The 25186-nt window shown below is 30.1% G+C and carries 24 protein-coding genes and 1 riboswitch; of the genes, 22 read left to right on the top strand and 2 right to left on the bottom strand.

Annotation, left to right across the window (positions count from 1 at the left end; all coding sequences use genetic code 11):
* Nucleotides 1-2 precede the first annotated feature (2 nt).
* The 4 genes from OCU55_RS08165 (at nt 3) to OCU55_RS08150 (ending at nt 7116) form a co-directional block, all read left to right on the top strand.
* Complete coding sequence (locus OCU55_RS08165) at nt 3-3344, top strand: FtsX-like permease family protein (protein WP_261851812.1); 3342 nt, start codon at nt 3-5, stop codon at nt 3342-3344.
* A 244-nt stretch (nt 3345-3588) separates the two neighbouring features.
* Complete coding sequence (locus tag OCU55_RS08160) at nt 3589-4479, top strand: D-alanine--D-alanine ligase (protein ID WP_261851811.1); 891 nt, start codon at nt 3589-3591, stop codon at nt 4477-4479.
* A 14-nt stretch (nt 4480-4493) separates the two neighbouring features.
* A complete protein-coding gene (gene pdxR, locus OCU55_RS08155) occupies nt 4494-5948 on the top strand; it encodes a MocR-like pyridoxine biosynthesis transcription factor PdxR (protein WP_261851810.1) in 1455 nt (484 codons plus the stop codon).
* Between the two features lie 427 nt (nt 5949-6375).
* Nucleotides 6376-7116 carry an N-acetylmuramoyl-L-alanine amidase family protein gene (locus OCU55_RS08150; protein WP_261851809.1) on the top strand — a complete coding sequence of 247 codons (741 nt, stop codon included), beginning with the start codon at nt 6376-6378 and terminating at the stop codon, nt 7114-7116.
* A 205-nt stretch (nt 7117-7321) separates the two neighbouring features.
* Here OCU55_RS08150 and OCU55_RS24045 read toward each other — a convergent pair whose 3' ends face one another.
* Nucleotides 7322-7675, bottom strand: a complete 354-nt coding sequence (locus OCU55_RS24045; RefSeq protein WP_427847043.1) for a DUF5658 family protein — start codon at nt 7673-7675, stop codon at nt 7322-7324.
* A gap of 307 nt (nt 7676-7982) precedes the next feature.
* On the opposite strand from OCU55_RS24045, the gene OCU55_RS08145 reads away from it, so the two are divergent.
* A complete protein-coding gene (locus tag OCU55_RS08145; RefSeq protein WP_261851808.1) occupies nt 7983-8282 on the top strand; it encodes a Dabb family protein in 300 nt (99 codons plus the stop codon).
* Between the two features lie 132 nt (nt 8283-8414).
* Here the strand turns inward: OCU55_RS08145 and OCU55_RS08140 are convergent, their stop codons facing one another.
* Nucleotides 8415-9701, bottom strand: coding sequence for a methyl-accepting chemotaxis protein (locus OCU55_RS08140; RefSeq protein ID WP_261851807.1), 1287 nt, complete (start codon nt 9699-9701; stop codon nt 8415-8417).
* A 321-nt stretch (nt 9702-10022) separates the two neighbouring features.
* Here OCU55_RS08140 and OCU55_RS08135 point away from each other — a divergent pair, with 321 nt between their 5' ends.
* From OCU55_RS08135 to OCU55_RS08055, 17 genes are all read left to right on the top strand, one after another.
* A complete protein-coding gene (locus OCU55_RS08135) occupies nt 10023-10871 on the top strand; it encodes a YitT family protein (RefSeq protein ID WP_261851806.1) in 849 nt (282 codons plus the stop codon).
* A 110-nt stretch (nt 10872-10981) separates the two neighbouring features.
* Nucleotides 10982-11176 carry an alpha/beta-type small acid-soluble spore protein gene (locus OCU55_RS08130; RefSeq protein WP_200267952.1) on the top strand — a complete coding sequence of 65 codons (195 nt, stop codon included), beginning with the start codon at nt 10982-10984 and terminating at the stop codon, nt 11174-11176.
* A gap of 618 nt (nt 11177-11794) precedes the next feature.
* Complete coding sequence (locus tag OCU55_RS08125) at nt 11795-12076, top strand: hypothetical protein (protein WP_261851805.1); 282 nt, start codon at nt 11795-11797, stop codon at nt 12074-12076.
* Between the two features lie 215 nt (nt 12077-12291).
* Nucleotides 12292-12492, top strand: a complete 201-nt coding sequence (locus OCU55_RS08120; RefSeq protein ID WP_261851804.1) for an asparagine synthase — start codon at nt 12292-12294, stop codon at nt 12490-12492.
* A gap of 466 nt (nt 12493-12958) precedes the next feature.
* Nucleotides 12959-13453, top strand: a complete 495-nt coding sequence (gene tpx / locus OCU55_RS08115) for a thiol peroxidase (protein ID WP_261851803.1) — start codon at nt 12959-12961, stop codon at nt 13451-13453.
* 444 nt (nt 13454-13897) lie between these two features.
* Nucleotides 13898-14218, top strand: a complete 321-nt coding sequence (locus OCU55_RS08110; RefSeq protein ID WP_261851802.1) for a hypothetical protein — start codon at nt 13898-13900, stop codon at nt 14216-14218.
* 271 nt (nt 14219-14489) lie between these two features.
* A complete protein-coding gene (locus tag OCU55_RS08105) occupies nt 14490-15476 on the top strand; it encodes an asparaginase (protein WP_261851801.1) in 987 nt (328 codons plus the stop codon).
* Between the two features lie 69 nt (nt 15477-15545).
* Nucleotides 15546-15645, top strand: a riboswitch (purine riboswitch).
* A 68-nt stretch (nt 15646-15713) separates the two neighbouring features.
* Nucleotides 15714-17072, top strand: a complete 1359-nt coding sequence (locus OCU55_RS08100; RefSeq protein WP_261851800.1) for an NCS2 family permease — start codon at nt 15714-15716, stop codon at nt 17070-17072.
* 414 nt (nt 17073-17486) lie between these two features.
* Nucleotides 17487-18368 carry a YicC/YloC family endoribonuclease gene (locus OCU55_RS08095; protein ID WP_261851799.1) on the top strand — a complete coding sequence of 294 codons (882 nt, stop codon included), beginning with the start codon at nt 17487-17489 and terminating at the stop codon, nt 18366-18368.
* Between the two features lie 10 nt (nt 18369-18378).
* Nucleotides 18379-18648 (top strand): extracellular matrix/biofilm regulator RemA, encoded by a 270-nt coding sequence (gene remA, locus OCU55_RS08090; RefSeq protein WP_128213994.1) that lies wholly within the window; start codon nt 18379-18381, stop codon nt 18646-18648.
* The gene (gmk, locus tag OCU55_RS08085) at nt 18648-19286 is read left to right on the top strand and encodes a guanylate kinase (RefSeq protein WP_261851798.1); all 639 of its coding nucleotides are present in this window, start codon (nt 18648-18650) and stop codon (nt 19284-19286) included. Before remA ends, gmk begins: the two co-directional genes overlap by 1 nt.
* Nucleotides 19267-19485 (top strand): DNA-directed RNA polymerase subunit omega, encoded by a 219-nt coding sequence (rpoZ, locus tag OCU55_RS08080; protein ID WP_183277450.1) that lies wholly within the window; start codon nt 19267-19269, stop codon nt 19483-19485. Before gmk ends, rpoZ begins: the two co-directional genes overlap by 20 nt.
* 1 nt (nt 19486) lies before the next feature.
* Nucleotides 19487-20674 carry a bifunctional phosphopantothenoylcysteine decarboxylase/phosphopantothenate--cysteine ligase CoaBC gene (gene coaBC / locus OCU55_RS08075; RefSeq protein ID WP_261851797.1) on the top strand — a complete coding sequence of 396 codons (1188 nt, stop codon included), beginning with the start codon at nt 19487-19489 and terminating at the stop codon, nt 20672-20674.
* A gap of 32 nt (nt 20675-20706) precedes the next feature.
* Entirely contained in the window at nt 20707-22911 is a 2205-nt protein-coding gene (gene priA / locus OCU55_RS08070) for a primosomal protein N' (RefSeq protein ID WP_261851796.1), read from the top strand.
* Between the two features lie 11 nt (nt 22912-22922).
* Nucleotides 22923-23366, top strand: coding sequence for a peptide deformylase (gene def, locus OCU55_RS08065; RefSeq protein ID WP_261851795.1), 444 nt, complete (start codon nt 22923-22925; stop codon nt 23364-23366).
* A gap of 17 nt (nt 23367-23383) precedes the next feature.
* Nucleotides 23384-24310: a methionyl-tRNA formyltransferase gene (gene fmt / locus OCU55_RS08060; RefSeq protein WP_261851794.1), complete on the top strand. Its 927-nt coding sequence runs from the start codon at nt 23384-23386 to the stop codon at nt 24308-24310.
* Between the two features lie 181 nt (nt 24311-24491).
* On the top strand, nt 24492-25175 hold the full coding sequence (locus OCU55_RS08055; RefSeq protein ID WP_261851793.1) for a zinc metallopeptidase: 684 nt from the start codon (nt 24492-24494) through the stop codon (nt 25173-25175).
* The last annotated feature ends 11 nt before the right edge of the window (nt 25176-25186 follow it).

Raw genomic sequence — 25186 nt, 5'->3', positions numbered from 1 at the left:
ACATGAAAAAGACATTTTTTAAAAATTTATTCAGAGATATTAGAAAGACACTTTCAAGATTTTTATCTATAGTTATAATCATAGCAATTGGAGTATCTTTTTATGCAGGTGTTAGAGCTACTAGTCCAGATATGAAAATATCAGCAGATTCATATTTTAATAGCAATAATCTAATGGATTTTAAACTTATATCAACGCTAGGACTTACTAAAGATGATTTAGAAGAAGTGAAAAAGGAAAAGGGTGTAACAGCAGCTGAAGGAGCTTATTCTCTTGATGCAGTTGTTATAAAAGAAGATCACTCTTTAGTACTCAATATTAATACTCTGCCGTCAGAAAGCGGAATTAACGCAATAAAACTGGTTGATGGAAGAAGACCTAAGAACAATACTGAGGCTATAGCTGAAGATAAGTTTTTAAAGGAAAACAATCTTAAGATAGGAGATAAGATTAAACTTCAATCAGGTAATGATACAAATATAGGAGACAAGTTAAAAAATACTGAATTCGAAATAGTCGGTTCAGCAAAATCTCCTATGTATGCTTCAGGTCAAAGACAATTAAGTTCTGTAGGGAATGGTTCAGTTAGAGGGTTTGTTTATATCCTACCGGAGGTATTTAAAAGTGAGGTTTATACAGAAATATATGTAAGAGCTGAAAGTGAAGAATCAAAAAATAGTCTTCTAGAAAATGAAAAGTATAAAGAAGAGATATCGAGTATAGAAAAAGACTTCAAGAATCTTGGATTAAAAAGAAGCGAAGTCAGATATTTGGATGTAATGAAAACCGCTGAGGATAAGCTTAAAGAGGCAGAAGATAAGCTTAACAGCTCAAAAAAGGAAGCAGCAGATAAATTTGCTGATGCACATAAAAAACTGGAAGATGGAAGAATTAAACTTGAACAAGGTAAAGCTGAACTGAAGAAAAATGTAGACTTATACAATAAAAAAATCTCTGATGGGGAAAAGCAAATAGCGGATGGAAAAAAAGCGATTCAAGATGGAGAAACAAAGCTAAATGCTAGTGCCCTTGAAATTGAAAATGGAAAAACTGCTCTAGCTGCAGGGAAGAAACAGCTTGAGGATCAATTGTCAAAGCTAAATGAAGGTAAGAAGTTAGCTGCTGATGATATTTCTAATGGAATGCAAGGTCAGTTAATAGCATTAAAAGCAAGTTTAGACAAAGATCCTACAAATCCAATGCTAATTATGCAATATAATACTTTAAATCAGGCTTTTAACAATGGAATAAAAGGTAAAGACTTTGATTCAATGTATAGTTTCTTAAAAAGCAGCGGAATGTTAGCTCAAATGCCTAACTCTAAGGATCTTGATGACCTTAATAATGCTTCAAATCAAATTAATAGAGCAAAATCAGAAATATCTTCTAAGGAAAATACTCTTATTGCTGGAGAAAAGCAACTTCTATCAGGTAGAAGCGAACTAGAAAGCAGCAAGGAAAAAATTGCTGATGCTGAGGTTGAACTTAATAAGGGTAAAACTGAAGGTACTACTAAGTTAAATGATGCTAAAAAGAAACTTGAAGATGGTGAAAAAGAGCTAAATGAAAATTCTGTAAAACTAAAAGATGAAGAAGAAAAAGCAAACAATAAAATAAATGACGCAGAAAATGAAATACAAAAAAACAGAGATAAATTGAAAGATATAAAAAATCCAGAATGGTATGTACTAGGAAGATCACAAAATGTAGGTTATGAGAACTATAGACAGGATAGTGATAGAATCGATAATATCGGTAAAGCCTTTCCATTGATATTTTTCTTAGTTGCCGCACTTGTAAGCCTTACTACAATGACAAGAATGGTTCAAGAAAATAGAATAGAAATAGGTACTTTTAAGGCATTAGGTTATTCAAGAACAGCCATTGTTGCTCATTATTTAATTTATTCTCTATCAGCTAGTGTACTAGGAAGTGTGATAGGGGTTTCTTTTGGGTTTAAACTATTTCCTCCACTTATAATGAATGCATATACTTCACTTTATGCAATCCCTAATTCACTAACTCCATTTAATACTACATTAGCATTAGAGGCGTGTTTGATTGCTATATTATTTACAACTGTTTCTGCAGTTGCAGCTACATTAGATGAACTTAGAGAAGTTCCTGCATCACTACTTAGACCTAAGCCACCTAAGTCTGGTAAAAAGATTTTTCTTGAAAAGTTACCTTTCATATGGAAGAGACTGAGTTTTACAAGAAAGGTCACTGCCAGAAATATATTTAGATATAAGCAGAGATTTTTCATGACTGTTATAGGAATAGCTGCCTGCACAGGACTTATGATAACAGGCTACGGTCTTAAGGATGGAATACTTGGTGCGGTAGAAAAGCAATTTAACGATATTTATACTTATGATATGCAAACCTCACTTACACAAAATGTGGATAATGATGAGAAAAATAATATTGAAGATAAGATTTATAGTAATCAAAACATTAAATCGATATTATTTACCTATTCTAAAAATTCCACGATCAAAAAAGCTGATTCATCTGATGAAGATGCATATCTAGTTGTTCCTGAGAAAAGTGATGAGCTGAATAAATATATAAATCTTTCTATGAAAGGTAAGAAGCTTCAACTTACTGATGATGGTGTTATAATTACTGAAAAATTGTCGAAGTTAGTTAATAAAAAGGTAGGAGATATCATTGAAATAACTGTCAATGATAAGGTAATGAAGGCTAAGGTAGCTGCAATAACTGAACATTATGTTCAGCACTATGTATATATGAGTTCCAATTATTATAAAAAGCTTTCGGGGGAAGATGTAAAGTATAGTGGCTTTTTTGCACTAATTAAAGATAAATCCAAAGATACAGAGAACAAGATAGCGGAAAGCTTTAACAATATAGATAAGGTTGGATCTACAAGCTTTAAAAATAGTACCCATCTTGACTTTAATAAGAGTATGGATAGTATAAATTCAGTTGTATTAATACTTATAGCATCTGCAGGTGTTCTTGCTTTTGTTGTAATTTATAATCTTACTAATATTAATATAAGTGAGAGAAGAAGAGAACTTGCAACTATTAAATTGCTTGGATTTTATAATCATGAGCTAGCGGCATATATATACAGAGAAAATATGATATTAACTGTAATAGGAAGTATAACTGGAATAGTGGTAGGAATATTTATTAATAATTTTGTTGTATCTGCAGCAGAAACTAATGTAATAATGTTTTTAAGAACTATAAAGCCGATTTATTTCTTATATTCTGTGTTATTAACAATATTATTCTCTATAATAGTTAATTTAGCTATGTATAAAAGATTTGATAAAATAGATATGATTGAATCTTTAAAGAATGCAGAATAAATTATTAACGATTTATTCTTAAAATAGTAATACTGTGTTAATAATATGATTATACAATTAAGATAGTAAGACGATCGACCACACATGTTAGCAAAAAACAGTTGGATCCCCCCATCCTGCTGTTTTTTTTTGCTTCTAAAGAAAAAATATATACCACATATATATAAAACTCAACAGTTAGTGGTACTTAAAAAACATCAGCTTAGCACATATACTTATAATAAAGCTAGAAGGAGTGATGTTTATGAAAGTTGGAGTTTTAATGGGTGGTGTATCATCGGAAAGAGAAATATCTATGATGTCAGGAAAAGAAATTGTTGAAAATTTAGATATAAATAAATATGAGGTTGTTCCAATAGTTATAGATTCTAAGATTGATATATTTGAGAAGGCAAAAGATATTGATTTTGCGTTCATTGCTCTTCATGGTGCATTTGGAGAAGATGGCACTGTTCAGAGTATACTTGAGACCATGAAAATACTTTATTCAGGTTGCGATGTTTTAACAAGTGCAATTTGCATGAGTAAGAAACAAGCTAAGAGGATAATGAAAAACCAAGGTTTAAATGTAGCTCAAGATATAAGCTTGAAAAATAAAGATTTTTCGATCAATAATATAGAAAAGATAAAATATCCTATGGTAGTCAAACCTAATTCTGGAGGTTCCAGTGTTGGAACTTTCATAGTAAGAGATAGAATAGAGTTGATTAATGCAATTGACGAAGCATTTAAGTATGATAAAGAAGTTTTAATTGAACAGTATCTAAAAGGAGAAGAGTATACAATACCTATATTAAATGGTGAGCTTATGCCTATATTGCAAATAAAAACAAAAGAAACTTTCTTTGATTATAAAGCAAAATATTTTGATGATAAAACTGAGGAGGTTGTAATAAAGCTACCTAAAGAACTAGAAGAACAAATGGAAAGTATAGCTTCAAAGTGTTGGGATATATTTGATTGCAAATCATATGTTAGAGTTGATATTATAGTAAGTGATGGAATTGCATATGTACTAGAATTGAATACAGCACCTGGAATGACAAAAACTTCCTTGTTTCCTAGAAGTGCAAAAGCGGCAGATATGGAGTATTCAGAGCTTTTAAATAAAATCATTGAGTATTCCTTAATTTAAGAGGTGATAGATATTTGATTTTTTCTTCATTTAATTTTGATAAAAAAGAACCTTTTTATATACAGATAGAACAGCATATAAAAGAAAGTATAAATAGCGGATTACTTCAAAAAGGAAGTAAGCTGCCTTCAACGCGGGAAGTTAGCGAACTATTGAATATAAGTCGAAGCACTGTTGTTACAGCATATGAGAATTTAGAAAGTGAAGGTATAATTAAAAGTTTGAAAGGTAAAGGAACCTTTGTATCTTTACAGCTTATGAGCGAGGATAAAGCTTTTAATATAAAATGGGAGTTAAAAGTAAATAAGTATGCCAATATCTGTGAAAGTTTAGACATAATAAAAACTGAATTACCTTGGGAAAGAGGTATGATTTCATTTAAAAGTATCGCCCCAGATGAGACTTTATTTGATACAGAAGAATTTAAGAGATCATTTTTAAGTACATGGTCTTTCCAAGGCGACAAGCTACTTAATTATGGTTACGCTCAAGGTTATAAACCACTTATTGAATATTTATTAAAGTACATGGCTAATAAGGGAGTTAACATAGAGGGGAAAGACATTTTAATTACTAATGGATTTACTGAAGCTTTTGATATACTTATAAATTCATTAACAGAGCCAGGAGACAAAGTATTATGTGAAAATCCAACTCATAATACAGCATTAAAAATAATGAGAGCTCATGAGCTTAATATTATTGGAGTAGAAATGACACAAGAAGGTATGGATCTAAAAAAACTTGAGGATAAATTAAGAAATGAAAAGCCTAAGCTTGGTTTTATAATACCATCATATCACAATCCTACAGGGATAGTTATGAAGGGAGAACATAGAAAGAAAGTGCTTAATTTATTTGAAAAATATTCTGTACCTATAATAGAGGACGGGTTTAATGAAGAACTTTTGTATTCAAGTTCTCATGTTCCACCTCTCGCAAGTTTATGTAATAAAGGGAATGGAGTCATATATATAGGAAGTCTTTCAAAAATACTTTTTCCAGGTCTAAGAATTGGATGGGTTTTGGCAGATAATAAGCTTATAAGTACGTTAGAAAGTGTGAAAAGAGCTAGAAACATACACAGTTCTTTTTTAGATCAAGCCCTTTTGTTCAATTATATGAATAATGGTGCCTTTAATAAGTATCTAAAAAAGGTAAGAAAGCATTATAGAGAGAAATATAATTTTACCTTTTCGGCAGTGATGAATCATATACCGAATGAATTTATCATGGGAGAAGGAGGACTCCACATATTTGTTAAGCTTAAAGGAATTAGTAGCAGAAAAGTACTTGAAGGTTGTTATAAACGAGGGGTAGTGTTCACACCTGGTGATATTTTTTATACTGATGGCAGTGGCGAGGACACATTACGATTGGGTTTTTCGAAAGTAAGTTTACAAGACATTGAAGAAGGTATAAGAATAATAGGTGAGGAGATTAAGAGGATAAAATTATCTACAGAATGAATACAATTAAAAAAAGAATAATTTATTTGCCTGCCAGATTTTCCTCATATATATTCGGAAAGGCAGATGCGTAAAAAATAGCTAATAAAGTTCGTATTAGCTATTTTTTATTCTTTAAGAAATTACAATTTGTATAAGTATATTTACCGGTATATTTTAATACTAGATAATATTGAACTGTACTAAGGTAAAGAATAAAAAAGAAAAATTTATTCGCCTGCCAGATTTTCCTCATATACATTCGGAAAGGCAGATGCGTAAAAAAATAGCTAATAAAGTTCGTATTAGCTATTTTTTTTGTGTAATAAATTTTACATTTAATACATATATTTATTGTTTACACATTTGAGAAGTAGATGTAAAATAATATATAAATATGGAAATAAATACAAGAGGGTTTGTAGATGTGTGAGTAGGAGATTTTTAAATGAAAAAGAAGAGAAAACGTTATAATATTAGGATTGAAAGGCTTGCATTTTCATTTTCAGTAATTTCTATGCTTATTCTATTAGTATTAAATGGTGCCATATCAATATTTAGCTCTAATAAGGAAAAAATCGATGACACTACTTTATTAGTTAAATCAAAACAAAACTTTGTTGTATGTATTGATCCTGGTCACGGAGCATATGATAGAGGGACAGAAAGTGCTAATGGAGTATTTGAAAAAGATATTGTATTAAAAGTAGGCCTAAAAGTTGGACAAATTCTTGATAATAATAATATAAAAGTGGTGTATACAAGAAAAGATGATGAAACAATATTAGGATCAGACGATAGAGAAGATTTAAGGAAACGTGTGAAGATATCCCAAGATAATAAAGCTGATGTATTCGTTTCGATTCATTGTAATAGTTATAAGGATACATCAATTAAAGGGATAGAGTTATGGTGTAATGAGCCCAATACAAAAGATGAATTATTAGCAAAGGATATTCAGGAGGAGCTATATAAATTAAAGTATACTGAAAAACGAAATATGAAGTACCAAGCCAACTCGCCATTATATGTACTTAAAAATAATGATGCAATTTCAGCTTTAGTTGAAATTGGATATCTATCAAATAAAGAGGATAGTAAATTTATAACATCAAAAGATGGACAAACTAAATGTGCGGAAGCTATAGCAAAAGCTATATTAAAGTTTAAGGAAAGTATAAAAAAATAAGGGCTTTAATCACTTGATTATTGCTCTTATTTTTAACTGTAAAGACCAGTATAAAATTCTCAAGCTAGCTAAACCTAGTGGTTTTGAGATTTGTTATAGATTTTTAGGTGATACAGTAAAAAATATATTTGCGTACCTAAATTTCATCATATGTATTTGGAAAGTCATATTAGGAAAAAAAGCTCACTTCAGCGGATTTTTTTATTTATTTTAAATAAAACTTTAATAGTGCAAGCCAGATTAAATGCAATAAATTTACAAAGGAATAAAAAAGCATGCAAGCTATAATTATTTTGTTCGAATATATTAGTTGATTAACAGATGCCTTTTTCATTCTATTATATATGAATACAATTAAGGAGGCTGGAATTAATATCTTAAATAGGACAGCTAAAATTGGAGTGTTGAGTGTTATGGCAATAAGTGAATTACCTTCATAAAAGTATCCGCTATTGACTAATATAAGTGTAAAGAATATATCTGACACATTAAGAAAATATATAATTAATAACTTCTGCTTTAGAATTGACAAATTATAGTTTTTTAAAAAATTAAACATCAAATCATTCCTTTTAAAAAGTAGGATTTCCCATTTTAAGATAGAATATAATAAATAAATCAAAAATATGTTGTAAAAAGGTAGAAAAACTTTTAAATTATATTTAAATTGTAGTTACACATATTTAAAAGCTTAAACTTGCAAATAATATTTTTTTGAAATAGAATAAAACTTAAATAAGTTTTCATATTGGTGTACAACTTCATATTTAAATTTATATTTTTAAAATCTCATTATAGAACCTATAGGGGGCTAAAAATAGGATTTGTATTGAAGTAGTACAGCTTTAGAGTAAGGAGAGGTTAATATGATTAAACATATAGTAATGTGGAAGTTGAAGGATTACGCTGAAGGAAATGATAAACAATTTAATGCAAATGAGATTAAAATACGATTAGAGGCTTTAAAAGATAAAATTAGCGAGATAGGTAAAATAGAAGTTGGAATAAATAACAACCCTGCTAATTCTTATGATGTGGTTTTATATTCAGAATTTGAAAGTTATGAAAATCTAAATATATACCAAAGTCATCCGTCACATATAGAGGTTGCAGCCTTTGTTGGAGCTGTTAAGGTCGATAGAACTTGTGTTGATTATGAAGCTTAAGTTATTATTGATTTGCATAGTATTAGTTTGATATAAAGTAAAAAGCTAGGTCCATATATAAATTAGCTTTAAGTGTTTAAGTTAAAGTTAGTTTAGTTATATATGAATCTAGCTTTTCTTATCTAAAAATGATTAGGAAATTTTAAATTTGCTGGTAAGTTCATTTAAATCTTTCGAAATGTCGTTCAAATGATTTGATGTATTAAGAACTTGTTCGATATTGGCATTTTGTTCTTGAAGTGAGGCCGAAATTTCCTCAGTATTTGCTGCTGATTCTTCGGCAACTGCGGCTATTTCTTCTATGGTGCTTACAACATTATCTTTATTTTCATTAACCTTATTTATTTTACTTATTAGAAGATTAACCTTGTCTAACATACTGTCAATATCACTTTTAATTGAAGTGAAGGTCTTACCAGTTTCATCAGATACTTGTCCGGTTTTATGTATTGTATTTGATGCTTCTGTCATATATCTTTCAGTTTCAGAAATCATAGCTTGGAAATCATTGATTATGACTTCTATTTCCTTTGTGGATTGCTCTGTTTCGGTTGCAAGTTTTTTTATCTCGTTTGCAACTACGGCAAATCCCCTTCCTGATTCACCAGCTCTAGCTGATTCTATTGATGCATTCAATGCTAATAGATTTATTTGGCTAGCGATATCATTTATAGTATTTGTAATACTGCTTATATGATTTGACTGTTCTTTTAAATTGTTAATCCTAACAGCAACCTTATCAGATACAATCTCGTTTTCTTTTATAGTATCTACAAGTTGATTTATATTTTTAATTCCAGCATCGTTAGAAAGTTTGGTTTTATCTATATATTGTTTTATTACCGTTGTAGATTCTCCTATATTATTGATATCGTCAGCTAGGTGTTCTAGTTTTTCCGTACCATTTAAAGTGCTGCTTGATAATTCGTTTGATGCAGTAGCTATTCCATTTACAGCACTAGTTATAGATTCAATTGTACAAACATTTTGTTCAACTATCTTGTTCATATCTTCTGAGCCTATAGCAACTTTATTTGAGCTCTCAATTATTGCTAAAACTATGTTTCTAAGTTCAACTCTCATTTTAGACACGGAAGTAGCAATTTGATTTAATTCATCATTTCCTTTTATTTTGTGTAATGTATCGAATGCATTTTGATCAACACTAAAATCAAAATCAGCTGTTCTATTAAGTATTTTTGTTACAACTGAAATATTTGTTGAAATTTTGTAAGTAAGATACGATGCAAAAGACATACTTATTAGGACAATAGGTGCCGCAATTATGAAAATTATATCTAAGTTGTCTTTGCTTATATATCCCTTTATAACGAGATACATGTAAACTATGATAAATATGCTGCTTACAACTACAGCGGCAAATGAAAACATAAGCTTTTTTCTGATTGAAGATTTCATGCTATTACCACCTTATTTAAATTGTGTTTTTTCCATAAATTAATATTTATTTAATATTTCACCTCCAGAGAAAGAAAGATTTATACACTATAGTGCATATTATACAACTAAGTTTTATAAAATTACAATATAGTGCATTAGTTTACATTTGAATTTAATAATAAATTAATATTTAAAATTACTTTATATAGAAAGTAGTTTGTAAGTATAAAATCATTAAAAAATTGCTTATATATTATTAATATGCTATTATTAATGGTATAAAAATAAAAAAATAGCATTAATAATAATGTTAATTTCATGGTTTTATTGGAGGTTATAATGAAAAATAAATTAGCAAATACTTTTTTTAGAATAATATTTATTATAACAGGGTCAATACTAGCTGCAATAGGGTTAGAAATATTTCTAATACCTAATGAATTAGTAGATGGTGGAGTAGTTGGTATATCAATAATGGTAAGTCATCTCACTGGTTTACCTTTAGGCATATTTACTTTTATATTAAACATACCATTTTTCGTTTTGGGGTATAAGCATATTGGTAAGACCTTTACAATTTCAACACTTTTTGCTGTAATATGTTTATCTTTAAGTGTCAACTTTTTTCATCCTATTCCAGGAATTACTCATGATACATTACTAGCGGCGGTATTTGGTGGTGTTATTATAGGAGCTGGTGTAGGTTTGATAATTCGAAATGGCGGTTCCTTAGATGGTACTGAAATAGCTGCAATAATTCTAGATAAAAAGTTAAGCTTTTCTATTGGAGAGATTGTAATGTTTTTCAACTTTTTTATATTAGGAATTTCGGGAGCAATATTTGGATTTGACAGAGCAATGTATTCGTTAATAGCATACTTTATAGCCTTCAAAGTAATTGACATTATTGTAGAAGGACTTGATGAATCAAAGGCTGTTACAATAATATCTGATAAACATAAAGATATAACAGAGGCTATTGTGGACAGGCTTGGCCGTGGAGTAACGTTGTTGGATGGAAAAGGTGGATATAAAGGAATAAAAACAAATGTAATATATGTTGTTGTATCAAGATTAGAGATTGCTAAAGTAAAAAGTATTGTCCAAGGGTTTGATGAAGACGCATTGATCACCATTGGAAGTGTAGAAGTCGCTGGAAAGAGATATAAGAAAAAACCTATTCATTAGTAGGTAAAAAATTCATTACATGCCATAAATCAACCTGAATATAATATCTGTAATTATATAAAATAGTATTAGAAACACAAACAAAAATATTTTTTTAGGAGGGATACACAATGGCAAGAAGTAATAGAACTTTAGTTCCAGAAGCTAAGCAAGCATTAAATAAGATGAAACAAGAATCAGCAAAGGAAGTTGGGGTTAATCTAAAAGAAGGCTACAATGGAAACCTTACATCTAGAGAAAATGGTTCTGTAGGTGGAAATATGGTTAAGAAAATGATACAAAGCTATGAAGATGGATTAAAATAGTAAGTTCTTGGATTTACAAGTAATATCCATCATCAGAAAAATTATAAATTAAATAAAAATAATAGCGGGAGATATTATTATTCCTGCTATTATTTTTATTTAATTCTAAATTGATATCATCTAATATAATATACTCGTAAATGAGTAATAATTTTAAAAATTGAATTCAAAATAATATCTTATTTATAATATATATTAATATTAAAAGTTAAAAAATTATATAGTATCAAGTAATTTAAAAACTAAACTGTGTAAAATAAAAGCAAAAATGGAAATTACATATTAAATTCAATCTATATAAATTCTAATTAGTTTTATTCAAAAGAATTAAAGTAAGGATGCTTTAAACTATTAATTGATGAAGACGGTTAAGTTGAGCTTATATATTATAAAAAAGTTATATTTATAATTAATATATAGCCAAAAAAAGGATTATATATTAAAATTGTCTTATTCAATCAAAATCCTAGCAAAAATTTTAGTATAACAAATTAGTTACTAGGGAAAAGCCAGCTTCGTATAATTTTATTTTTTTAAATTTGGCTGATTATGAGTAGAAATTTTACAATCATAAATTTTATTACGAAGTGTATATAAATATAAAAAGGAGTAGATGAAATGACTATTATAGTATTTTCAGGTAATGAAGAAGGAGTTAGTGTAGAACTAACCACAGAAAAATTAGATAAAGCATTAGAAAAATATAAAGAAAATATAGAAGAATATTTTCTTGAAATATGGATTGAAGATGATGTAAAGCTTGGAGAAGTAGTTTTTGATTATGAATCTGATGAAGAAGATGCTCAAAAATGTTTTTACTTTTTAGATGAAGAGAATGAAGAACAATTTAGTTCATTAGAAGATGTTAAAAAATATATATTAGAAAGAATAAAGGCATAGAAATATGCCTTTTTAATTTAAATGAACTTCAGAGAGGTTTTATTTTTTAGAAGACTATAATAGAGTAAAATCTTTGAAACTTAGTTAGCTACCAAATATATTTGTATTATGGAAATATATTAGTTTAAATAGGGATTATAAAAATTGGTAAAAAGTTTTTAGAATAATTAATATTTTTCTCCTTAAAATACTATATATGAAAGGAGTGATTATTAATGAGAATTAAAGAGGGAACAATTCCAACTCTTATAGGCAGTGTTGTTGTAGCTGGAACAGCAGCTTTAAGAGCAAATGAACTTAGAAAACATGGAATGAGAAAAAGAGACTTAGTTCCAATGGCTGAAACTGCTTTATTAGGATTTGGATTAGCACATGTAGTTTTAGGCACTATTGATATGGTTCAACATCATAGATAATCTTTAAGAGAACCTTATGGTTCTCTATTTTTACTGTAAAGGCAAGTATAAAATTTTTGACTTAGTTAAATCTAAAACTTTCTTTAGAAGTTTTTTATGGCTGTACAGCAATAAAATAAAACTTATTGCCTGCCAAACTTTTCTCATATGCATCAGGAAAGCCAGATTCATAAAAATCTCGCTGAAGAAGGTCGATTCAGCCACTTTTTTTGTGGTATAGGGAAGAGCATAATTTTTATTTTGATAATTCAATAAATTTCATTCACTTTGAGTGTGAGTTAATGTAGACAGAATAATAATGAGTTTACTATTTAAAGTTAATAAAGATATGTTGTTTTTATTCATAGACTATTTTTAAATTCTCACGGTTTTGGTGAAAGAATTTAAAAATATAAATTTTATTACGAAATGACACATACATAATAATAGACTTGAATAATTTTTTATAATAAAAGGAGGATTTAGAATGAAGGTAAAGTTTAAAGGAAATGAGGTTGAACTAAAAGGGAAGCAACTTGCTGTTAATGAAACTATAGCAGATTTTACCGTAACAGATACGAATCTTAATTCAGTGAATTTTAAAGATATTCATGGCGTTAAAATATTGCTAGCAGTCCCATCTGTAGATACTCCAGTGTGTGATTTAGAAGTTGCTACATTTAATGATAAAGTTAAAGAATTGCCTAATATAACTTGTGTTACTATATCAATGGATTTGCCATTTGCTCAAGCAAGATGGTGTGCAGCAAAAGGAATTGAAAATGTTAAAGTATTTTCAGATTATAAAGAAAGAAATTTTGCAGATATTAGTGGTACTTATATAAAAGAATTAGGACTTTTAACAAGAGCTGCTTTCGTAATAGATTCAGGAAATAGAATAGTATATGCTAACTATCTAGAAGAAGTTTCAAATCAAGTAAACTTTGATGAGATATTACAAGTAGCCCAAAATACAAAATAGAAAATTATATGTATTTTATAACCATTTTAATTATTTAGAAATATTTCGAGTTTCTTTAAATATAAGGAACTTTAAAATATGAAAATGATTAAGATGGTTTTTTATTATAATAAGAAAATATCAATGATATGCTGAATAATAGAAAAAAGAATAATTTATAAGTCTCACAGAATTTATAAGCACTTTTATGAATATATTTATAAAAATATAGTTTTAACAATTTGTTTTTTTCTGTATTGGAAAGTATAGAAATTTTGACTTAGATAAACCTATATATTTCAATAGTTTTACAAGTTTTTTGATTATACAGTAAAAAATAAAACTTATTTGCCTGCCAAATTTTCCTCATATACATTCGGAAGGGCAGATGAGCGAAAAAAGATTATTGAAAAAGGCCACTTAAGCGACCTTTTTATAAATATATGAGTCAAAGGGGAGAAGGGAATGGATAAATTAGCTAGTATTATTATTTTGGCTGGAATAGCTGAAGCAATTTGGGAAACAATCAAGATGGTTTTCGATCATGGAAAATTGGATTTCAATAAGCTTGGTGCAATATTAGTAGGTGTATTACTTTGTCTAGTAACTGGAGCTGACATATTAAGCTTAATTGGATTTTCACCAAAAATTAATTACGTAGGACAAGTCTTAACTGGTTTGCTTATATCTAGAGGAGCTAACTTTGCGCACGATTTATTGACGAGTATTTATAATTTGCAGCAAAATACAAGGACAGATAATTCAAAAGTAGAAACAAAATTATAAGAATATATTTATTTAATAGATTTATAGAAATAATAAAATATAATAAACTTTTTTAAACATTTTAAAATAAAAGCTATAATCTTAGACTCTAAATAAACTACTTGAATGTGATACTAATTGTTGAAAAAAAACCTTATATATAATAAACTTTTATAATGTAAAAAGATTATTTAAAATGGAACTTTTAATGAACGAGGAAACGTTTATATAATAATGTGAAGGAATATTTCATTTTTAATGGCTTAAAATACAAAGTTACCTAGGAGGAATAATGAAAAAGATAGCAATAGTTTTTAATGGTGGAACAATATCAATGAAAGTGGATCCTAGAATAAAAGCGGCAGTTCCGAGTCTTACAGGTGAAGAAATAATGTCAATGGTTACAGGAATTGAAAGCTTTGCAGAAATTGAGTCATACACATATTCAAGCCTGCCAGGTCCACATATGACTCCAGAAATAATGCTTGATCTTTCAAAGTATGTGCAAAAACTACTTTCAAGAGACGATATAAGTGGAGTTGTAATAACGCACGGGACAGACTCTCTAGAAGAAACTGCCTATCTTCTAGATTTGACATTGGATACAGAAAAACCAGTTGTATTTACAGGAGCAATGAGAAGTAGCTCTGAATTAGGTTACGATGGCCCTTCAAATCTTGCAGCATCAATTTGTACCGCTATTTCTGAAGAAGCTAAAAATAGAGGAGTTTTAGTGTGTTTCAATGGCGAGCTTAATAGTGCGGCAGAAGTTACAAAGGTTAATTCAATGGCACTTAATGCTTTTAGAACACCTAATTTTGGTCCTATAGGTATAGTAGATAACAATCGTGTTATATTTTATAGAGATGTTCATAAGGAAAGCTTTATAGATATAAAAAATATAAATGGCGAGGTAACTTTACTTAAAAGCTTTGCTGGAATGGATTCTAGATTGATTGATTTTTCAGTGGCAAGTGGAGATAAAGGTATAGTGATAGAAGCTATGGGAAGGGGAAATATTCCTCCTGCTATGGTAGATGGCATAAAAAGAGCTATAGATAAGGGTGTTGTGGTAGTTGTGGTCTCAAGATGTTTTGAAGGAAGAGTTTATGACTCTTACGGATATCATGGTGGTGGAAAAGAGCTTAGAAATTTAGGGGTAGTTTTTGGAGACAATATGCCTGGCCAAAAAGCTAGAATCAAATTGATTACTGCTTTAAGCTACACATCAGATTTTGAGTACATAAAATGTCTGTTTGAAAGAGATTTGTATAAATAAGGTGAATTATAAAAAATAAAAGTAAAAAATAATTCGGATATATTGACAACAATATAGGTGGAATATATAATAATATTCGTGCTTATTGCTCGTATAATTTTGACGATATGGGTCGAAAGTTTCTACCAGATACCTTAAATATCTGACTATGAGGAATCAAAAGTTGTCAATACATCAATATGATGTCGCTTTGGTTCTTCACCTCTGCGGCTTTTATTTTTTAGGAGGAAGAAATTTATGCAAAATCTAAAAGCTAAACAAAGAAAACTAGCAATACTTGATAACAAAAATGTAGACTATAAGAAAGAAACTTTAGCAGGTATAACTACTTTCTTAGCTATGGCATACATAATAGCAGTTAATCCTGATATTCTTAGTAAATCAGGAATGCCAGTTGGTGCTTTAGTAACAGCTACCTGTTTGTCAGCAGGGCTAACTTCGATATTTATGGGGGTCTACGCCAATCTTCCTATTGGACTTGCGTCTGGTATGGGGCTAAATGCATTTTTTGCTTTTACTGTTTGTGGTAAGTACGGTATTTCTTGGACTGTAGCTTTAACCGCGGTTTTTGTAGAAGGCCTTATTTTTATAATTTTATCATTATTCAGTGTTCGTGAAGCAGTAGTTAATGCTATACCTCGTAACATGAAACTAGCAGTAACTGGTGGTATAGGATTGTTTATTGCGTTTATAGGTATGTTGAATTCAGGGCTTGTTGTACAGGATCAATCGACTACAGTTGCACTTGGTAGATTTACTACTCCATCAGTTGCAATTGCTTGCCTTGGAATTTTAATAATAGTTATTTTAGAAAAGAAAAAAGTAAAAGGCGCAATGCTTTGGGGGATTTTAGGTGGTACATTAGTTGCCTGGGCATATGCACTTTTCGATACACGAGGGGCTGCCGCATTTGGTATATATTTACCAAATGGAATATTCAAATTTGAATCACTTACACCAATCGCAGGTAAAGTTGATTTTTCATTCCTTTCGAATAGTGCTAATATACTTACATTTATAGGAGTTGTTTTAACATTCCTATTTGTAGATTTTTTTGATACAGTGGGAACATTAGTAGGTGTTGCTACAAGAGCTAATCTTGTGGACAAAGAAGGCAGAGTTCCTAATGCTGGAAGAGCTTTGTTAGTTGATGCAGTAGGTACTACTGGTGGAGCATTAATGGGAGTTTCTGCAATAACAGCTTACATAGAAAGTGCAACAGGCATTGAAGAAGGTGGAAGAACTGGATTTACTGCAATAGTAACAGGTGTGTTATTCCTGCTTGCAATGTTTTTATCACCGATATTTATTGCAATTCCATCATGTGCAACTGCGCCAGCACTAATATATGTTGGTTATCTAATGATGGGTACAGTAAAAGAAATCGACTTTAGTGATATTACCGAAGCTGTACCAGCTTTCTTGACAATAAGTATGATGCCATTTACATATTCAATAGGTGATGGATTAATGATAGGTATATTATCATATGTAATAATAAATGTAATATCAAACCTAGTTTCAAAAGATAAAAAAAAAATATCGGCAGTAATGTATCTATTAGCTGTTATATTTATTTTGAAATTAGTATTATAATTGTCTTCCTTCAATTTTATTATAGCCTTGCTAGATTATCTGGCAGGGCCTTTTTTACTTTATATGAGGGCATAGAGTTTAATTTCAACCTAAACCTAGTAAATTCAAGTTATTAGCGTAGCTTATAGGAATATAGTAAAAAACAAATATTGTTCGCCTGCAACTTTCATCATACGGATTCAAAAAGGCATATACGCAAAAAACTCAGCAAGGAAGATAGATTTAGAAAAAGTTTCAATGATAGTGGATGCTACTTAAAGATAATTATTGAGGTTAATAAGTAAAAGTAGTCTTGTAAAAAAAATATTGAGAGCAAATGTAAACATTCTGTTAACAAACTGTTGACATTTGTTAAGCGTATTATATACAATGAATATAGTCTCAATCTGATATATTTTTTTAGGAGGATTGACAATGATTAAAAGTATGACAGGTTTTGGAAGAGCTTCAAGTGAAGAAGAAAGTGCTAGAAGTTTTTCATTAGAAATGAAGAGTGTAAATCATAGATATCTGGATATAAATATAAGAATGCCTAAATCAATGATTTCGCTTGAGGAAAGAATAAGAAGAATTGTAGGAGAAAGATTGAACAGAGGTAAAGTTGATATCTTTTTGAACTACAAGAACTATGGACAATTTGATACTGCTGCAAAATTAAATGTTGATTTAGCAGATAGTTATGTAGATTGTCTAAAGCAAATTAAAGAAAGATATTCATTAAAAGATGAATTAAGCTTAACATTAATTTCTAGATTTCCTGAAGTTATAGTTCTTGAAGAACATGAGGAAAATTTAGAAGATATTTGGAAAGAATTACTTCCTCTAGTGAATAAAGCACTTGATACGATAATATGCATGCGAGAAGCTGAAGGCCAAAAGCTTTATGAAGATATGATTCTAAAATCTAATGATATTGAAGCTAATGTCAGAAAGATTGAAGCTAAATGCCCTGAAGTTCTTAAAGCATATAAAGAAAAATTAAGAGAAAAGCTTCAAGGTATTTTAGAGAATGTACAGATAGACGAAAACAGACTTGCAATGGAAGTGGCTATCTTTGCAGATAAGTCAACCATTGATGAAGAGATAACAAGACTGTATAGTCACATAAATCAGCTTAGAAGCACATTTTTACTTAATGAACCAATTGGAAGAAAGCTAGACTTCATTATTCAAGAAATGAATAGAGAAACGAATACAATAGCATCCAAGTCTACTGATTTGGAAATTACTAATTTAGTTATCAATATTAAAAATATGATAGAGAAAATAAGAGAGCAGATCCAAAATATCGAGTAGGAGGAATAATATGAGTATCAAATTGATCAACATTGGTTTTGGAAATATAGTTTCAGCTAATAGACTTGTTGCAATAGTAAGCCCAGAATCAGCACCAATAAAAAGAATAATTCAAGAGGCTAGAGATAGAGGTATGCTAATTGACGCTACATATGGTAGAAGAACAAGAGCAGTTATCATAACAGATAGTGACCATGTTATTTTATCAGCAGTTCAACCTGAAACAGTTGCACATAGATTATCTACTAAAGATGATGATGTAGAAGAGGTAGATGAATAATGCATCAACACGATAAAGGAATACTTATTGTGATATCGGGACCTTCAGGCGCTGGAAAAGGTACCATATGTAAGGCTTTGGTAGAAAATAACGAAAATCTTTTTATTTCAGTTTCTGCAACTACAAGAAAACCAAGAGTTGGGGAAGTTGAAGGAGTAAACTACTACTTTATAACTAAACAAGAGTTTTTAGAAAAGGTAGAAAATGATGACTTCATTGAGTGGGCAGAAGTTTATGGTAATTATTATGGAACTCCAAAATCCACAGTAGATCAAATGCTAGATGAAGGTATCAATGTAATCCTTGAAATTGATATTCAAGGCGCACTAAAGGTTAAGGAAAATGCAAGAGATGGTGTTTTCGTATTTATTCTTCCTCCATCAATGGAAGAGTTAAAGCAAAGAATTATAAATAGAGGAAGCGAAACACAAGAATCTTTAATGACAAGATTCAAATCAGCGTATCAAGAGATAAATTATGTATCAAAATATAACTATGCAGTTGTAAATGATACAGTTGATGAAGCAGTTAAAAAAATAGAAAGCATTATCTTAGCTGAAAAGTGCAGAGTAGACAGAATAAAAGAAACTATAATAGAATCAAAGGAGGGTTTAATTCATGAGCAACTCTATGATTAATCCATCAATCGTAGACTTATTAGAAAAGGTAGACAATAGATATTCATTAGTTATTGTAACTTCAAAGAGAGCAAGACAAATAATAGATGGTGCCGAACCATACGTAAAGGTAGACTCAAACAAACCATTAACAGTTTCTATTAATGAAGTTAATGATGGCTTTGTAAAATATGAACAAATAAAGGAAGGCTTAAAATAGAATGAGTAAAAAGTGTGTTGTTGTTGGCGTTTCTGGAGGAGTAGCAGTATATAAAGCTTTAGATGTTATTAGTACTTTAAGGAAACAGGATATTGACATTCATGTAATTATGACTGAGTCAGCAACTGAGTTTGTAACACCACTTTCATTTCAATCTTTAAGTCAAAACATGGTTGTTACAGACATGTTTGCAGAACCAAAGGCTTGGGAAATACAGCATATTTCATTAGCAAAAAGAGCGGACTTAATGCTTATTGTGCCAGCAACAGCCAATATTATTGGGAAAGTTGCAAATGGAATTGCAGATGATATGCTTTCGACTACAATAATGGCTACAAAAGCTCCAGTTGTTTTTGCTCCAGCCATGAATACAAATATGTATGAAAATGTAATAGTTCAAGAAAATCTTATAAAATTAAAAAGATTAGGGTATAACTTTATTGAACCTGCAAGTGGAAGATTGGCTTGTGGTGATGTTGGTAAAGGTAAGCTAGCCGATACAAAACTTATTTCTGAATACGTAATAAGTATGTTAAATGATCAAAAAGATTTAGTAGGCAAGAAAGTTTTAGTAACAGCCGGTCCTACTGTTTCTGATATTGATCCAGTTAGATTTATATCAAATAGATCTTCTGGTAAAATGGGTTTTGCTATTGCAGAAGAAGCGAGAGATAGAGGTGCTGAAGTAGTACTTGTAGCTGGACCTTCAAATATTCCTGATCCTTTTGGGATGAAAATAGTAAGAGTTAGAACAAATGAGCAAATGATGAAGGCTGTTTTAGAAGATTTTGATTCTTCAGATATCGTTATAAAATCTGCTGCAGTTGCAGATTACAAACCTAAAGAATATCATGATAAAAAAATCAAGAAAACTGAAGGTGATCTTTCAATTGATTTTGTAAGAGATAATGATATACTTAAAACTTTAGGTGAACGCAAAAAAAATCAGGTTCTAGTAGGATTTGCTGCAGAAAGTAATGATTTAATAGAAAATGCAGATGCCAAACTTAAAAGAAAAAATCTAGATTATATTGTTGCAAATGATATATCAAAATCAGATACAGGTTTTGCATCAGATGATAATTTGGTTACTATTATTTCATCTAAAGGTGAACATTTTGCCTTGGATAAAATGAATAAAAAAGACGTAGCAAGAAATTTGTTTAATATAATAAAAAAGCGCAATTAGCGCTTTTTTATTTATAGCTAAGGGTGATAATATTGAGTTTATTCGCAGGTGTAGTTGTAAATAGTGATGCTTTAAAAGTAGATAAGTTGTTTACATATGAAGTACCAGATAAATTTAGTCCCTTGATTCAAAAAGGACATAGAATAAGAGTTCCTTTTGGAAAAGGAAATAAAACTATAGAGGCTTTCGTTATGGATCTATATACTGATTATAACGGAAACATATCAAAACTAAAGGCTATTTCAGAAGTCTGTGATGAAAATCCATTAATTACAGAAGATGATTTTAGCCTAATACAATTTATGAGAGAAAAATACTTATGTAAGTATATTGAAGCCATTAGGGTGTTAATTCCTACCGGTATTATGAAGGGGAATAAAATAAAGACTAAAAAGGTAATCTGCTACGGTGGGGCCGAGCTTCAAGGCAATCTTAACAAGCCTAATTATAAAAATGCAGTGGATATTATTTCTAAAAATAGTGGTATTTATACTAAAAGTGAATTAATTGATAAATTTAGCCTGTCTGCTTATACAATCTCCAAATTACTAGAAAACAATATTATATTTTCTGATGATGAGCAGGTAAATAGGATAAATACTAGGAAATATGAAGTGTATTCATCGAGAGTTTTAAATATGGAACAACAACAAGCGGTAGATACTATTCTAAGTAGTAAGAATAAATTAATACTGCTTAAAGGTGTTACTGGTAGTGGTAAAACTGAGGTTTATATGAATCTAGTTAGCAATATGCTTAATAACGATAAGACATCTTTGATTTTAGTTCCTGAAATAGCCTTAACCCCTCAAATGATAGAGCGTTTTAAGGGAAGGTTTGGAAAGAATGTAGCTGTTTTTCATAGCCGATTATCTGATGGTGAGCGTTTTGATGAATGGTTTAGAATAAAGAATGGCGATGTTAAGTTAGTTATTGGTGCTAGATCAGCTATATTTCTACCTTTTGATAATCTAGGTCTTATCGTTATAGATGAGGAACATGAGGGAACTTACAAGTCTGAACAAAATCCTAAATACCATACTCGAGAAATAGCTGAATTCAAAAGTAAATTAACAGGTTGTACTGTTGTGTATGGTTCAGCTACTCCAAGTATTGAATCCTATTTTAAGGCTTTAGAAGGAAATATGAAATTAGTTGAATTAAAAAATAGAGTTGATAGTTCCAGTTTGCCTAAGATGGAAGTTATCGATATGAGAGAAGAACTTAGCAACAATAACAAAAGTATGTTTAGTAAAAAATTATATGAAGCAATCCAAGATAGATTGGAAAAGAAAGAGCAGATAATAATTTTCCTTAACAGAAGAGGATACTCAACTTTTGTTTCTTGTAGAAAATGTGGCTATGTATTTAAATGTCCTCATTGCGATATAGCTATGACTTATCATACTAATGGATATCTTGTATGCCATTACTGCGGTACAGCACATAGGCAACAAAGCGAATGTCCGTCCTGTAGCAGTAAATATGTTAAATATTTTGGTGCAGGTACTGAAAAACTAGAAATTGAGATAAAAAAGTTATTTCCTAAAGCGAGAGTTCTTAGAATGGATGTTGACACTACAAGGAAGAAAAATTCTCATGAAGAAATATACAATACTTTTAAAAATGGTAATGCAGATATATTGGTAGGAACTCAAATGATATCGAAGGGGTTAGACTTTCCTAATGTAACACTTGTTGGAGTTGTAACAGCTGATATTTCTCTTAATCTTCCTGATTTTAGATCTAGTGAGAGGACCTATCAATTAATTACTCAAGTTGGAGGAAGAGCAGGAAGAGGAAGTAAGGAAGGCAATGTCTTAGTGCAGAGTTATAATCCAGAACATTATAGCTTAAGTTATGCTAAAAATAATGATTACGAAGGTTTTTATAAAGAAGAAATAATTCTTAGAAAAACTATGAATTATCCTCCGTATGCAAATATAATGCTTATTAACTTAAGTTCTAAAAATCAAGTTGATTTGCAAAAGCACTGTGAAAAGCTTGGTTACAGTATCAAAAATGAATTGAAGGATAATGATCAAGTAGAAGTACTAGGCCCATGCCCATGTATAATTCAAAAAATTAATGAAATGTATAGATGGCAAATCTTAATAAAAGGTAATTTTGAGTTATCTTTGGCACATAATATAAAAGATATAGTTTATGAATTATCAAATGAAGTTTATAATGATATAAGGATTAGTATGGATATAAATCCAAATAATTTAGTATAGGAGTGATAGCTTTGGCTTTAAGAAATATAAGAAAAATTGGTGATGAGATTTTAAGAAAAAAATCTAGAGAAGTAGATACTATAAATGATAGAATCAAAACACTGGTTAAAGACATGATTGATACAATGTACGAAGAAGATGGAGTTGGGCTTGCCGCACCTCAAGTAGGAATCCTTAAGAGAATATTTGTAATTGATGTATATGATGATAATGGTGCTAGAGTGTTTATAAATCCAGAAATATTAGAAACTGAAGGTGCTGAAACTGATATGGAGGGATGCCTTAGCATACCAGGGGAACAATCAGAAGTAGAAAGACCAAGCAAGGTTAAAGTAAAAGCACTTGATATAAACGGACAAGAATTTGTATTAGAAGCAGAAGGTCTTCTTGCTAGAGCAATATGTCACGAAAATGACCATTTAGATGGAGTTCTTTTTGTAGATTATTCTAAATAGTAAGGAGGAGATAAGTTATGAATATAGTTTTTATGGGAACTCCAGATTTTGCGGTTCCATCATTAAAGTCTTTAATATCTGAATTTGGTGTTAAGGCAGTTTTTACTCAACCAGATAGACCTAAGGGAAGAGGTAAGAAGTTAGCTATGTCTGCAGTGAAAGAGGTAGCGGTAGAAAATAATATACCTGTATATCAGCCAATTAGAATTAAGAATGAGCCAGAAACTATAGATGCATTAAGAGGTATGGAACCGGATTTTATAGTGGTTGTAGCCTTTGGTCAAATATTACCTAAGTCTGTTTTAGATATACCAAAGTATGGGTGTATAAACCTTCATGGTTCTTTACTTCCAAAATATAGAGGCTCTGCACCTATACAATGGTCTATAATAAATGGAGAAAAAGTAACAGGCAATACTACTATGCTCATGGATGTTGGGGTAGATACTGGGGATATGCTTTTAACAAATAGTGTAGAAATAAATGATAATATGACCGCTGGAGAACTATACGATATACTGAAGGAAACTGGTGGAAAGCTTTTAGTTGATACAATAAATGGTTTAATTAATAACACTATATCACCGGTAAAACAAGATGAAAGTAAAACCTGCCATGCTTCAATGCTAGACAAAAATTTAGCTAATATTGATTGGAGTAAGAGTGCAATAGAAATTCATAATCTAGTAAGGGGACTTAATCCATGGCCGATAGCTTATACACAATACATGGATAAACAAATGAAAATTTACGAAACTGAAGTTATAAATAGAAATAGTGGTAAATTGCCTGGAACCATACTTTCCGTTACAAAGCAAGGTGTGGAGGTAGCTACAGGTAAGGATGTTCTACTAATCAAAAAGATTCAATTTCCTAACGGAAAACCACTATACGTAGAACAATATATAAATGGTAATTCTTTTGAGATTGGGTATGTGCTTTAAGCCGTTTCAATTTTATGTGCAAACTATTTTATGAGAATATACTTTGAGAATATCAATTCAATAAGAAATTCATATAACTATAGTTTAAAAATATTTTATTTATAAATGGTTAATTTAAGATAAGAAAAATTATAACTAGAAAAGTAAAGTGCTTAGCAGTAGAATATGATAAAAGGAGTGAATGTTAATGTTTTTTGATTCAACTTTTTTATTGTTAGTACCTGCAATGTTAATATCTATATATGCTCAATCAAAAATTTCATCAACTTTTAACAAATACAGCAAAGTTAAGAGTTATAATGGATATACTGGTGCTCAAGTAGCTAGGATAATTTTAGATGACTCTGGTCTTCATAATGTACCAATAGAATTGGTATCTGGTAAGCTATCAGATCATTATGATCCAAGACAAAAGGTTTTAAGGTTATCTCAGGATGTTTATTATAACAGTTCTGTCGCATCAATTGGTGTTGCAGCGCATGAAGTAGGGCATGCAATTCAGCATAAAAATTCGTATGCTCCATTAATTATAAGAAACGCAATTGTACCAGCTGTTAATATTGGTTCAAACTTTTCGTGGATTTTATTTGTGTTAGGATTAATGTTAGGGATACGACCACTTATAACTTTTGGTATATTACTTTTCTCAGCTGTGGTAGTGTTTCAGCTTATAACACTTCCGGTTGAATTTAACGCATCCAGCAGAGCTTTAAAGATTTTAAAAAGCAAAAATATACTCTATCCAGATGAAGTAAAAGGAGCACAGAAAGTTCTTGGTGCTGCAGCGATGACTTATGTGGCTGCAACTCTAATGGCTATTTCACAACTGTTAAGACTTATAGTCATCAGTGATAGAGACAGATAAACAGATAAATC

This window comes from Clostridium folliculivorans (genome assembly GCF_024341905.1).
Taxonomy (GTDB): domain Bacteria; phylum Bacillota; class Clostridia; order Clostridiales; family Clostridiaceae; genus Clostridium_AR; species Clostridium_AR folliculivorans.
Note: the sequence above shows the minus strand (reverse complement) of the source record. Positions and strands in the feature narration are given on the sequence as shown.